This window comes from Arcobacter arenosus (genome assembly GCF_005771535.1).
Lineage (GTDB): Bacteria > Campylobacterota > Campylobacteria > Campylobacterales > Arcobacteraceae > Halarcobacter > Halarcobacter arenosus.
The window spans coordinates 262,730-276,308 of sequence record NZ_VANU01000005.1; the positions used below are offsets into that span (position 1 = coordinate 262,730).

The following is a 13,579-nucleotide window of genomic DNA, read 5'->3' on the forward strand; positions in this document are numbered from 1 at the left end:
GGTGTTAGACACCCTTCCTTATATGTTTGAAAAATAATTACAGTGTGATTACCATCTATAGTGAGCAAATGCTTTATTTGCTTCAGCCATTCTGTGCATATCTTCTTTCTTCTTAAATGAAGCTCCTCTTTCATTTGCAGCTTCAAATAATTCGTTTGCTAATCTCTCAACCATAGTTCTTTCGTTTCTTTTTCTAGCATTGTCAACAAGCCATCTAAGTGCTAAAGTTTGTCTTCTTACAGCTCTAACTTCAACAGGAACTTGGTAAGTTGCTCCACCAACTCTTCTAGATTTTACTTCTATAAGTGGTTTAACATTTTCAATTGCTTTTTCAAATAAATCGAAACCAGATTCTTCACCTCTAGCATCTAAGTTTGCAATTGCACCATACATAATTTTTTGTGCAGCAGATTTTTTACCATCTAACATTACAGTATTAATAAATTTTGTGATCACTTTACTATTGTAGATAGGATCAGCCATTACTTCTCTAACAGGAGCTTTTCTTCTTCTCATTCTCTTATCCTTCTACTTATTTCTTAGGTCTTTTAGTACCGTATTTAGATCTTGCAACAGTTCTGTTTGCAACACCAGCAGTATCTAAAGCACCTCTTACGATGTGATACTTAACACCAGGTAAATCCTTAACTCTTCCCCCTCTAACTAATACGATAGAGTGTTCTTGAAGGTTATGACCCTCACCACCGATATATGAGATAACCTCAAAACCTGTAGTTAATCTAACTTTTGCAACTTTTCTTAAAGCCGAGTTTGGTTTTTTAGGAGTTGTAGTATATACTCTTGTACATACACCTCTTCTTTGTGGACATTTTTCTAATGCAGGTGACTTAGATTTTTTGATCACCTTTTTTCGCTCTTTTCTAACAAGCTGATTAATAGTAGGCATTCTTTCCCTTTATTTTTTTTATAGAGATCTAGTAAAATTGTTGAATCATTATAGATTCTCTATTTTCGTGGTTTGAGCTTTAAAGCGGCTCATGCTTCTCGTTACGTCCCAATGACGCCATGACATATGACAAGAGTCATAATCAAAACGATACTACCATTCTAGAGAAACGTTGAGTTGTTTTCTAAAAAAGTTTTGGATTATACTTAATATAAACTTAAATATGACTTATATAGAACAATTTAAACTTTTTAATAATATGTACCTAACCATAGTAATCCTCCAACTGATACTATTGAAAATAATACTAGCTGAAAATATCTAAAAGTACTATATGAATTAATTTCTCCATCAACTACTTTTATAGATTGAATCTCAATAAATGGTATAGGTGCTCTTCTATACCAACCTATAACTTCAACCTCTTTATTAATAAATCCATCAGCTTTGAATAAACCAAAAAAGAACTCCCATAAACCTAATGGTTGTCTATAATCAACGTATAATATTCCTGTTTCATCCTTAATAATAAAATCCTCAGAAGCAATATATCCGGGTATTCCTTTTCCTATTATTGTTCCTTTAATTTTACAAGGAATAGGTCGTACTTCTGAAACTTTAATTTTTTTCAACAAAGCAGATATTGACATTTCTGGGAAATAAGAGCTTCTATAACTATATATGTTTTTAATCATAGAACTTATTCCATAAATAGCTAAAGATATAGCTGCATATTTATCATTATATGGTAATTCCATTGCAGTTAAAATTATGTTATAAAAAATAAAAAACATAATAGCAACTATAGGGGGTCAAATAAATTATAAAATCTATTAAGAAATCATCATGATAGGACTCAGGTTTTTTTTCATTAATAATAAAAAATTGTTTTTTATTTTGAGTTTCAGCAATATTTGATAAAGCTATTAAACGATTCGCAATTAATGGATGAGTTGAATTAAGTTCATACCAAGATGACCAAGGGTTCCATAAGTCCCATTTCATAACCTCTTTTAAGTCATCAATATTGTCTTGGTTTTGATGTGAAGAAAAAGATGAAATAGCAAAAGCAGGCACTGCTTTATTATCAAATATATTTAGAGGTGAACTTGAAAGAGTATGCTCTTTTTCAGTTTTTTGGTCAGAAGTTTTTATTAACCCATAACCAATTTTAACCAAAGCATTAGCTAAAGAATGGGGTGATTTCGTAAAACTTGCAGAAAATCTATCAGCATGATACTCTCTTACTCTAGAAAAATATAATACAAACAATTGACTAATATAAAAAAGAATATATGCTACGACCGCAATCAAAGCTAATTGGGCGGTTCCTTTTTTGTTGTCACCATTTGAACTACTTGTTTCTTTATTTTTCATTTGTTCAACAAAATGCTTATAAATTAAATAAGTAATTTTAGGAATAACCATAATTATACTCATTAAAACCATATCCCAATGAATAATATGTCCAAATTCATGTGCTACTACTCCATCTACTTCATCATCATTTAAAAGATTTAAAAGTCCTTGGGAAAGTACAATTCTACCTGAATTTGGTGAATAACCATAAGTAAAAGCTTGAGGAGCTTCATCTTGAATAATATAAAACTTTGGTATTTTGATATTATACTGGTTACTAATATTACTAGAAAGGTTTTGTATATTATCAGGAAGATTATTAAAATCAACTAATTTTCCAGACATAAAAGTTGTTATATTAAAATCATAAAGCATTGGACTAATAAATAAACCCATAAAAGAAAATAAAATTGAAAGACCAATAGAAATATAAAGGTCTACACTAAAAAAAGTTAATATAGATAAAAAGAAAAGTGTAAATAAAGAAAATACGGTTCCCATTGTTACAAATGATGTAAAGATAAGATTAGGAAGTTTTATTAAAGTTGTTTTTTCATTTGTCTCTTTAAATTCTTCTTCAAAATATACTGAAAACTTATTAACTAGTTCACCGTTGTTATTTTCAAAATCTAAAGCCTCTATATTAGATATTTTAGAAAATTTAGAAAACTCACCTCTATCAAACCATAAACCTTCACTTTGTTTACAATAATCAATTTTTATTTTTTCTAAATAATTAATTGTTTCCATAGGTTCTTTTGAAATAGGCGAAAGTTTATTAGTGAATGCACTTTTTTTAATAGATTTTTTTAATTCTTTTTCAACAAATTCTTTATTCTCAACAAAAAATAAAATTTCACCTTTATCTAACCAATTTCCATTACATTTAGGACAAAAATCAATTTCTATTCCACTTGGAGTAATATATTGATTAAGTCTAATGTCATTACAATTTGGACAATACATATAATTTCCTAAAATAAAAATAAAATATATTATAAATTATTTTTATAAAATTTAAAGCATAAAATTAAATAAAATAATAAATTTTTGCAAATCTCTTATATCTTCCAAATATTATTGTCTACTTAAAAAGATTTTTTTTTAAACCAGCTTGTAGTGAGACTAATTTAAATAATCAGTGAAAACTCCTTTTACACCCCAAGAAAAAAGTTCCTCTTTTCTCTTTTCATCATTTACAGTAAATACACAAGTATAAATCCCATGTTTTAATAGTTCTTGAACTAATTCTTCTTCAACAATCTCATCACTACAATGAAAAGCTTCGATATTATATTTTAATAAAAACTCCAACAAATATAAGGTATTTATATTTTCACATAAAAAAGCTTTTTTAATATGTTTATATTTTTTGTTTAATTGAATAATATATTCTGAAACAAAAGATGAGACTATCACACTTTTAGACATCTTACACTCATCTATTATTTTAACAATTTTTTTAACAGCTTTTTTGTGAAAAGGGCTTAATGTTAAATCTTTGATTTCAATATTTACATAAACTTCTTTTTTCTTACAAAAAGTTAACACCTCTTCTAATGTTGAGATTGTTTGTAATTTTAAATTTTTATCAAACCATGAAGAAAAATCCAATTGCTTTAATTCGTCTAAAGTAAACTCATCTATATGGGAATCTTTTTTCAAGGGGAAGATTTTTCCTACATTAGATGTTCTTAAAAGGGTATCATCATGAATTACAACAGCAACTGCATCTTTTGAAAAGGCAACATCTAGTTCTATCATCTTTGTTTTTTTAATTGCTTTTTTAAAAGCAATCATAGTGTTTTCTGGGTAAAGAGAGCTAAAACCTCTATGTGCGATTTGGATATTTTGGTTATTTTCATAGAAACTAAAACTATTCATCTATTTCCCTTTCTTGGAAAATATTAAATTAAAAAATGCGATTATTGAAGTACAAATAATCAATAAAAATGAGATTGAGTTTATTATTGGTGTACTTCCATCTCTAACTTGCAAATACAAATTTATAGGCAATGTTGTATCTGAACCAATTAAAAAAAGTGTAGTGTTAAAATTTTCAAAGCTCATTAAAAATGCTACTGCTGCTGCCCCAATAAGTGCTGGTTTTAAAAAAGGTATTACAATAAAAAAAATAGTTTGAGGCATACTAGCTCCTAGATTTAAAGAAGCTTCTTCTAAGCAAACATCAAATTTTTTTAGTCTTGCACTTACAACTAATAAAACAAAAGTAGTTATAAAAGAAAACTGACCAATTACAACCAACCAAAAACTAGGCCTTAGTATCTCTAAGTCTATTCCAAAATTTATATCTAAATATAAACCTAAATCATTAACTGAAACCAAAAGTGAAATCCCTAAAATTACTCCTGGGATAACTAAAGGAGTTAAGGCTAAAAAATATAAAAACTGTTTAAATTTAAAATCTTTTCTTTCAAATATCAAAGCTGCATATGTTCCAACAATCAAAGAAAAAATAGTTACAAAAAAAGCTGTTTTAAAACTGTTGTAGATACTTTTTAGATTTTCACTATCGTTAAATATCCCTACCCTTTCACTATTATCAGCTATAAACCAATCTAATGTAAACCCATTCCAAGGGAGTGATGGAAAATTTGAATCATTAAAAGCAAAAATACAAGTCACAACTAAAGGGGCAAATAAAAATAGAAAAAATAAAGAAACATAAATACCAAAGGCAAAATTGTAAAATCTAAATTTAGGAAGAGTTCTTATCATCTAAGTGCCTTTGAAAGTGATTGTTTACTAAGTTTTAATGCCACAAAAATGATTAAGGAAGATAAAACTAAAAGTAAAAACCCAAATGCTGATCCTTGATTCCAATTCATACTTGAAATAAATTGATTATAAATTTGTTCAGTAAACCAAAGAGAGTTTTTCCCTCCAATTAAATTTGGAGTTAAATAGTTTCCTAAAGTTAACATAAATACAACAATAAAGCCAGATACAATTCCACTTGAAGCATAGGGGATTATGATTTTAAAAAAGATTATTAGTTTTGAAGCTCCTAAATCATAAGCTGCTTCAATATATGAATCATCCATTCCGTCAAGTGCTGAAATAATTGGAACAATCATAAAAAGCATTGAAGTATAAACTAATCCCATAATCATACTAACATCATTATATAAAAACTCAATTCCTTTTGATGTAAAGCCTAAGTACTGTAAAAAGAAATTTATAACTCCTGTTTCCCTTAATAATATTGTCCAGCCATAAACTCTAACCAACTCACTTACCCAAAAAGGAAGGAGTAATAAAATTGATAAAAACAATGCATATTTTTTATCAACTATTTTTGTAATATAAAAAGCAACAGGAAAAGTAACTACAAAAGTTAAAAATGTTACAAAAATAGCATAAAAAGCGGTTCTTGCAAAAGTATACCAATATATTTCATTTGTAAAAAACTCTTTATAATTTTCAAATGACCAAATCATATCTCCATAATCATCTTCAAATCTAAAAGATAACATAAGTAATTCAAATTGGGGAATTACAATAAGTAAAAAAAGCCAAAGAAAAACTGGTAAGAAAAGGAGATATATTCCTAACTTTAATCTAATCCCATTAAACATTATTTAAAAACCTTACAATCTTCAAGACTAACACCAACAATTAAGCTATCATTTTCTTTTATATTTTTAAATTGTTTATTTTGAGGAAGAGAAATCATTATCTCTTTTTCACTTGCCAAAAGAGCAAGAACTTTAGTATTAGAACCATCAAATAAAATATCTTTTATAACAACTTCAAAACAGTTAATATCGTTCATATTTTCATCTGGATTTATTATAATTGCTTCTGGTCTAATAAATAAAAAACATTCATCTTCCACTTTATCAATAAACGTTACATCAAACTCTATATCTTCACTGATTACTTTATTTTCTGATATTTTTTTGGCTTTTAATTTATTTGTTTCACCCACAAAAGAAGCAACAAAAGCTGTTTTTGGATTTGCATATAGATTTTGAGGAGTATCGATTTGCTCAAAAATTCCACCATTCATAACAGCAACTCTATCACTCATAACAAGTGCTTCAGATTGGTCGTGGGTGATATAAATAAAAGTTGTTCCAAACTCATGTTGAAGTTTTTTTAGCTCAATTTTCATTGACTCCCTAAGCTTTAAATCTAAAGCTCCTAAAGGCTCATCTAAAAGTAAAATAGAAGGTTCTAATATCAAAGACCTTGCAATAGCAACACGTTGTCTTTGACCACCTGATAAAGAGGAAACATCTTTTTTCTCATATCCACTTAAATGAACTTTTTTTAATATCTCTTTAACTTTTTTATCAATCTCAGCTTTTGGAACTTTTCTTCTTTTTAAACCAAATGCAATATTTTCATAAACATTCATCATAGGGAAAAGTGCAAGATTTTGAAAAACTAAATTAACAGGTCGTTTATTAGCAGGAATACCTTTCATTGATTTCTTGTTTATAAAAATCTCACCAGAAGTTTGTTCTATAAAACCAGAAATCATTCGAAGCAAAGTTGTTTTACCACAACCTGAAGGACCTAAAATAGAAAAAAACTCACCTTTCTTTACTTGGAGATTAATCTCTTTTACTGCAAGGTGGTCTGCGAATTGTTTTCGCAGACTCCTAATATCTAAAATATCCATCAGATTATTTTGAAGCTTTAACTTTATCTAAAAGTTTTCCTTCAATAGACTCTAATTTTGCTGGCACTGGTGGATACCAGTTAATATTATCAATATCAGCTTTAGTAAATGATCTTTCAAAATTATCTTTAATCTCTTTATCTAAGAATTTATTTGCACCATTTGAAGCAGTACCATACCCCTCTTTGTTTGTAAAATATGCTGCATTTTCTGCTTCTAACATAAAATTAATCCAAGCATATGCACCTTCTACATTTTCAGCTTTTGCAGGAATTGCAAAAGTATCAATCCAACCTAAAGCTCCACTTTTTGGTGCAACAAAATCTAAATCAGGATTTTCTTTATGTAATTTCCAACCACCATTGTCCCATCCCATAGCTACAACAACTTCACTTGATCTTAATAATTCTAATAATGAATCCCCATTTGACCAATAGTTTTTAACATAAGGTTTAGCTTTGATTAAATCTTTTGCAACACCATCCATTAATGTTTTATACTCTTTTGCATCTGAATATTTTTCAAATGGGTTTTCCCCTTTAGCAAATGCAACTCCAATTAAAGTTGGTCTTTTTAATCTATAAGAGATTTTTCCTGCATACTCTTTATCCAATAAGGCAGAATAATCTTTAGCATTTGGTGCTAGTTTTTTATTAACAATTAGACCTGAAGTTCCATAACAAAAGGGAACTGCAAAGGAATCATCTTTAACTTTTGTGTTCTTTTTTACAGCATCTAACATAGAAGTTACTAAAGCAGAAGTATTTATTTTTGAATAATCTATTGCTTTATAAATTTTGTATTTTTCTTGAACAGATGAAATTCTATCTTGGCTTGGCTGAGCTACATCAAAACCAGCACCTCTAGTTGCTCTTAATTTTGCAATCATCTCTTCATTATTAGAATAAGTAATTTCAACTTTATAACCTGTTTTTTTTTCAAATTTCTCAACAAGTTCATTAGGGGCATAACCCTTCCAAGTTAAAATTTTAAGTGTTTCTGCAGCATATGCACAATTTGATAAAGCCGATAGTGCCAAAGCACAAGATAAAACTAATTGTTTTTTCATTTTCTTTCCTTAAAAAATATTGGAAATTATTTTACCACTTGGCTATTACGAATTAGTTACAATATTTGTTATTTTAAGGAGTTAATTTTGAGGTATAAAATACATAACAGTTTCATATATACCTTCCATGTAATGTCTTAAATAAAGTTTGTAGTTAGGATATATATCTAATACTATTTTAGGAATCATATACCAATCTTGTGCTTTATGATAAATACAAACAGCTAAAATTGGTGTATATTTTTTTATAGTTTCTTTAGCTCCTAATAAAGCATCTTGTTCTGCACCTTCTATATCAAGTTTTATAAAATCAACTTTTTGATTAATCAAATTATCTATGGTATTAATATTTATTGCTTGATAATCATGTTCCCCATGATGTTTTTTTTCTTGTGATTCTTCTTTTTGAACTTTCATCTTTCCTAAACCACAGTTTATAAATTCTATTTTCTCATTTGAAGAAAAATCTCTTTTTGCAATATCTATGTGCAACAAATTTGGTTCTATTGCATAAATCTTTTTAAAATCTGGAAAGTTTTTTATTATATTAGGCAGGGTATCTCCTACATAAGCTCCCCCATCTAAAAAAACAATATTTTCAAGTTTTGGGATTAAGTCCTTATCAAAATATTGTTCATCATGATTATTTGTAAACCCTTCCATAAAATTTAAATCAAAACTTATTTTAAAATTAATTAGTTTTTCAAAAATCTCTTTTGATTTTTTATCCTCTAAAAGATTATAAACCTCTTCATATCTTTTTTTATTATTTTTATAATCTTCTTTAAAATCACAAATAAAAGGTGGTTCTTTTAAATCTAAATTAGAATATTTAAAAAAAGCTAAGTAGTTGATATTTTCAAAGCCTTTTTTATCTAACTCATTTTTTACTTCTAAAGGACTTCCCATAGCAGTTGAAAGGATTAAAGCATCCTTTGAAACCTCATCAATATGTAAAATTGATTTTTTTCTTGAGCTTTGAACCCTTGTAAAATCATCAATAATTCCATCAACTTCTACATATTTTTGAACACATTTAGTAAATTTATTAATGCCTAAGATATATTTTTTTCTTGTAGTTGAGAAAAGAAACTCATTTACTAGTTTCTTATCTTTTTGATTTATATAATCTAAATTAATTAGATTCATTAGATAATTAAGGACTTAAGACTTTTTACTGTATATAGTTTTAAACCATTAGATTTTTCTGCTTTTAATTCATTTGAAAAACCTGCCTTTGAAAATAAAACTACATAATCTGGCGTAATTTCTAGATTTTCACAATAATCTCTTAATATACTTAATTCATTTTTTTTCATTTTTGAATTTGTATATCGACATGAACCAATTATTACTTTACCAGATTCAGTTTGAGCTAAAAGATTTATATCGTTTTTTTCCTCATCCCAATATCTTCCAATATCTTCAATCTCATCATCTTTAAAGGTAACCTTTATAAACTCATGGCAAAGTTGTTCAAACACTAAAGACATAAATTCATTATGATAATTATTGAATTTTTCAAAAGATTCATCAAATTCACCCCTTGAGATACCCCTATAAAGAGGAGACACAAAGGCAAACCAAAATCTTAAAAAGGGTGCAGTAAAAAGTAATTTATCAGCAACATCATTTTCTTCAAAATTTTTAGTTAAAAAATCCATTGAAGTTTCAGTTTGAATAATATTTAATTCTTCAAGTTCATAAATTGTTTCAATACCTTCATCATATTCAACATCTGCTCTTTTAAATGCTGAATTTACTCGTCTATCACCCAAAGCAATTCCAGTTAAAATCTTATGATATGGCGCTTTATTTTTTGTAAGTTTTTGAATATATTCTTGAATATCATAATATTTATCTAAAATATCTCTTTTTATTAAAGTTCGAAGAGGTTTTGTCATATCAACTTTAATATCAAGTCCACCAAATACAGCAAAATAATTTAGTGCTGTTTCCATATCACTTGGTTTATTTGTTTCACAAAATATTTGAAACTGTTCTAATAGGGTTTTTTCATTAAGTATAATTGTAGAGCCTTTTTCTTTTTCTGATTATATCATAAATGTTTTTGGAAAAACATATTTAACTGGTTGGCAAAATTTTGTGAATCTTTTTTAGAAAATGGTGCAGGTCCTTTTGTTACTTCACCACTATCCCTTAACTCTTGCATCAAATTTCTAAAAGCTAAATACTCTTTTATATTGTCTTGTGTATATAACTCACCTCTATGGTCAATTGCATGGGCATTTTTTTCAATGGTTCTATTGGCAAGGGGAATATCAGCAGTTATAACTAAATCACCCTCTTGTAATAACTCAACTATTTTATTATCAGCTTCATCCATACCCTCTTCAACTACCATATAAGTTATTAAAGAGCTATTTTCACCAATTGAGATTTTTTTGTTTGAGATTACAAGGGTATTAATCTTTAATCTATTTATTGCTTTAAAAACAATTGGCTTTAAAAGATTAGGGAAAGCATCCCCATCAACAAATAAAGTCATTATAAAATCTCTTTTATTCGACCCACTTGCCCATCTTTTAATCTTACTTTTATGCCATGTGGGTGTGTTTTAGAATTTGTTAAAATATCTTTCACAAAACCATGGGTTAATTTATTTGTTCTTTGGTCTTGTTTTAAAACTATTTTAACCTCAAGTCCCGCTTCTATATCATCCCTGTCTTTTGGGTCTCTAATCATTATTTTTCTTATAAAAAAGTGCTTTTTTTAATTCATCTAAATGATAAAAGAAAATTGCTTTAAAGATAAATGTAACTTTTGTTTTTTTAGGTTCACTTGTATCTAAAATATCAAAGGTAAACTTTTGATTTGTTTCTTTTGATTCAAAAGTCACACTAATAGGTTTTAGTGTTCTAATCATATTCATAGTTGTTTTATACTCTTTTGGACTAGCGCCATCAAGCATATCACCAGTTTTCTCTTCTCTTCTTATTGCATCATACAAAGCTGTAAGAGTATCTTTATAAATCGATTTACTAAGAACTACTTTTATTTTTGTTGTATGAAAAATACCAGTTTGATTTAAAATTGGGTTTGGTTTTTGCTTTCTTATTTCCTCAACTGCAGTTAATAGAAAGTTATCTCCACCTAAAATACTTGAAAAGTTTTTAAACTCTTCACTTAAACTCTCTTTTTGAGTTGAATCTAATTTGTTAAAATCCATATTTATCCATTATTGTAATATTAAATGCAAAGATACCATTGTTTTGCTAAATTTATATTACAAAACAAATATACATAGACTTTAAGATAAGAGAGCTAGGCTCTCTTTAATCTTTTTTAAATTGTTTGTCACTTAGATTTTCAATAATATTTTTAGCAATATTTGAAGTATCAATTGAGATTTGTTTTGTATGACTTGCAACATTAGCATTCTCTTGAGTTCTTGTATCTAATTTGCTAACGGTATCATTTATTTGTTCTATCCCCTCTCTTTGTTCTTTAGAAGCAGATTCAATTTGTGAAATAAGTTCTGATGTTTTATTGATATTTTCATTTAGAATAATATATCCATTTATCATTTCATCTGCATTTTTCTTACCAATTTCAGTTTTATTAGTTGCATTTTCAACTAAATCTTTAATCTCTTTTGCTGCTTCAGCACTTCTACTAGCTAGATTTCTAACCTCTTGTGCCACAACTGCAAATCCTTTTCCTGCTTCCCCTGCTGTTGCTGCTTCAACTGCAGCATTTAAAGATAGAATATTTGTTTGGAAAGCTATTTGGTCAATTACTGTAATTGCTTCTGCAATAGCATTTGTTTGATCATTGATTTCATTCATCGATTCAACAGTATTTTTTGCTAAACTTTGACCGTTGGCAATTGAATTTTTTAAAATATTAGAATTTTCAGCCATTTGAGATATATTTTGAGTTGTCTCAACTATTGTTGCGGTAATCTCTTCAAGAGAAGCGGAACTCTCTTCTAAAGAAGCTGCTGTTTGATTAGAAGAAGTATTTAAGGTATCAACATTATCTAAAAGGTTTCTTGCATTTTCTTCTAAAACTTGTCCTAATCTATAGTTTTCTTGCAACATTTTATTAATCATTTCACAAAGATTGTTTAATCCTTTAGAGATTTTTCCATCTGCATTTGGAACATTATTTACAAAGTTAAAATTAGAATACTCTTCTAAAGATTTTAAAATATCATTAATATCACTATTTACATTTTCACTAATAGTTTCAATCATCTCATTTAAGATATCTCTTAACTCATTTAATGATTTATTTGTTGTTTTCTTTTCTACTTTAACATTTAAAGTTCCATCTTTTATTTTATTAACTACACTTTTAACATCTTCAATTAACTCTTTATCTTTTTCTATACTAACTTTAACACTATCAATTTCTATATCAATTTTTTTTGCCATATTACCAAACTCATCATTTGTTTTAATATTTAACATAGAAACATTATCTTTCTCACCTTTTAAGTAAGAGAAGAAATCATTTAAACCATTTTCTAAGATTTTAATTGGTGATAAAAGTTTAATTAGCATAAAATAAAGTAATGATAAGATTAAAACCAATAATACTAAATAAAGAAAAATCTCTTTATAAATATCTGCTTTTATATCATGAAAGATTGAATCTTTTTCTATTTGAACAACTAAAGCCCAAGAAGAGAATGGAACCTTACTATAACTTACTAAAGTATCTATATTATTCATATTAACTTCAATAAAATCTTCATTTTTATTAAGTTTTATTTTCTTTGAGATTTCACTAACTTTTTTTAATAGTTTTTTATCTTTGTGAACTAAAAATTTTCCATCTTCAGATAATAAATATGAAATGGTTGGCACTCCCATATCAAGGGTTAAAATCTCTTTTACGATTGTGTCTAAGAAGATGTTTGCTCCAACTACACCCACTAGTTTTCCATCTTTTTTAAATGGAGCAAAAAGTGTAATAACAAGTTTATTTGAACTTGCACTTATAAAAGGGTCTGTAACACCTTTCCCATCAATTTTTTTTGATTTTACATACCAAGGTCTTTTTCTTGCATCATAATTCATCGTTGCAATACTTTTTAAAGAGCCATCAAATTTTATTAAATCTCCACTTTCTTCAATCCCAACATACATACTCGCAAAATCACCTGATTTTTTACCAAGTAAAATTTTATCTACTAAAACTTTGTTTTTATTAGTAAATTCTTCATCTTGAATTAGTGTAGCAACAGACTCAACAATTTGCATTTTTGACTTTAGATAATCATCAATAAACTTTGATGTTTGTTTTGTCATACTTAGTTGATCATATTTCACTAAATTAAACTCTGACTCAAATTTATTTGTAGTATTGTAAAATCCTAATATCAAAAAAGAACAGGCAATACTTGCAAACAATAGCACCAATAACTTTGCTTTAATACTTGAAAAATTCATAACAACCCCTTGTATTTTAATAAATAAAATTTTATATTGACAGTATGACTTAAGAATGACTTAAAGATAATACTATTTTTAAACTAAAAATATTAGTATTCTAGCCAATTAGTATATAGTTTTATTGTTCTAAGGAATTTTTCTATAAAGTATCACTCTTAATTAAATAATAG

The 13,579-nt window shown here is 27.4% G+C and carries 15 protein-coding genes; all 15 read right to left on the reverse strand.

Annotated features, from left to right (window positions below):
• Window positions 1-48: 48 nt before the first annotated feature.
• The gene (gene rpsG, locus FDK22_RS12405; protein WP_138153293.1) at window positions 49-516 is read right to left on the reverse strand and encodes a 30S ribosomal protein S7; all 468 of its coding nucleotides are present in this window, start codon (window positions 514-516) and stop codon (window positions 49-51) included.
• A gap of 16 nt (window positions 517-532) precedes the next feature.
• On the reverse strand, window positions 533-907 hold the full coding sequence (gene rpsL / locus FDK22_RS12410) for a 30S ribosomal protein S12 (RefSeq protein WP_138153294.1): 375 nt from the start codon (window positions 905-907) through the stop codon (window positions 533-535).
• Between the two features lie 251 nt (window positions 908-1,158).
• The gene (locus FDK22_RS12415) at window positions 1,159-1,701 is read right to left on the reverse strand and encodes a hypothetical protein (RefSeq protein ID WP_138153295.1); all 543 of its coding nucleotides are present in this window, start codon (window positions 1,699-1,701) and stop codon (window positions 1,159-1,161) included.
• Window positions 1,682-3,232: a M48 family metalloprotease gene (locus tag FDK22_RS12420; protein WP_138153296.1), complete on the reverse strand. Its 1,551-nt coding sequence runs from the start codon at window positions 3,230-3,232 to the stop codon at window positions 1,682-1,684. Before FDK22_RS12420 ends, FDK22_RS12415 begins: the two co-directional genes overlap by 20 nt.
• Window positions 3,233-3,391: 159 nt before the next feature.
• Window positions 3,392-4,150, reverse strand: coding sequence for a glycerophosphodiester phosphodiesterase (locus tag FDK22_RS12425; protein ID WP_138153297.1), 759 nt, complete (start codon window positions 4,148-4,150; stop codon window positions 3,392-3,394).
• Window positions 4,151-5,005: an ABC transporter permease gene (locus FDK22_RS12430; protein ID WP_138153298.1), complete on the reverse strand. Its 855-nt coding sequence runs from the start codon at window positions 5,003-5,005 to the stop codon at window positions 4,151-4,153. It lies immediately after the preceding gene.
• The gene (locus tag FDK22_RS12435) at window positions 5,002-5,865 is read right to left on the reverse strand and encodes an ABC transporter permease (protein WP_171012989.1); all 864 of its coding nucleotides are present in this window, start codon (window positions 5,863-5,865) and stop codon (window positions 5,002-5,004) included. Before FDK22_RS12435 ends, FDK22_RS12430 begins: the two co-directional genes overlap by 4 nt.
• The gene (locus tag FDK22_RS12440; protein WP_228711712.1) at window positions 5,865-6,917 is read right to left on the reverse strand and encodes an ABC transporter ATP-binding protein; all 1,053 of its coding nucleotides are present in this window, start codon (window positions 6,915-6,917) and stop codon (window positions 5,865-5,867) included. The genes FDK22_RS12435 and FDK22_RS12440 overlap by 1 nt, the downstream gene beginning before the upstream one ends.
• Window positions 6,918-6,921: 4 nt before the next feature.
• On the reverse strand, window positions 6,922-7,986 hold the full coding sequence (locus FDK22_RS12445; protein ID WP_138153300.1) for an extracellular solute-binding protein: 1,065 nt from the start codon (window positions 7,984-7,986) through the stop codon (window positions 6,922-6,924).
• An 81-nt stretch (window positions 7,987-8,067) separates the two neighbouring features.
• On the reverse strand, window positions 8,068-9,135 hold the full coding sequence (locus FDK22_RS12450; RefSeq protein ID WP_138153301.1) for an FkbM family methyltransferase: 1,068 nt from the start codon (window positions 9,133-9,135) through the stop codon (window positions 8,068-8,070).
• Window positions 9,135-9,947 carry a DUF234 domain-containing protein gene (locus FDK22_RS12455; RefSeq protein ID WP_138153302.1) on the reverse strand — a complete coding sequence of 271 codons (813 nt, stop codon included), beginning with the start codon at window positions 9,945-9,947 and terminating at the stop codon, window positions 9,135-9,137. Before FDK22_RS12455 ends, FDK22_RS12450 begins: the two co-directional genes overlap by 1 nt.
• Before the next feature lie 98 nt (window positions 9,948-10,045).
• Window positions 10,046-10,495, reverse strand: a complete 450-nt coding sequence (locus FDK22_RS12460) for a YaiI/YqxD family protein (RefSeq protein ID WP_171012990.1) — start codon at window positions 10,493-10,495, stop codon at window positions 10,046-10,048.
• Window positions 10,495-10,692, reverse strand: a complete 198-nt coding sequence (locus tag FDK22_RS12465) for a YwbE family protein (RefSeq protein WP_138153304.1) — start codon at window positions 10,690-10,692, stop codon at window positions 10,495-10,497. Before FDK22_RS12465 ends, FDK22_RS12460 begins: the two co-directional genes overlap by 1 nt.
• The gene (locus tag FDK22_RS12470) at window positions 10,685-11,176 is read right to left on the reverse strand and encodes a hypothetical protein (RefSeq protein WP_138153305.1); all 492 of its coding nucleotides are present in this window, start codon (window positions 11,174-11,176) and stop codon (window positions 10,685-10,687) included. The genes FDK22_RS12465 and FDK22_RS12470 overlap by 8 nt, the downstream gene beginning before the upstream one ends.
• A gap of 106 nt (window positions 11,177-11,282) precedes the next feature.
• On the reverse strand, window positions 11,283-13,406 hold the full coding sequence (locus tag FDK22_RS12475; protein ID WP_138153306.1) for a methyl-accepting chemotaxis protein: 2,124 nt from the start codon (window positions 13,404-13,406) through the stop codon (window positions 11,283-11,285).
• Window positions 13,407-13,579: the final 173 nt, after the last annotated feature.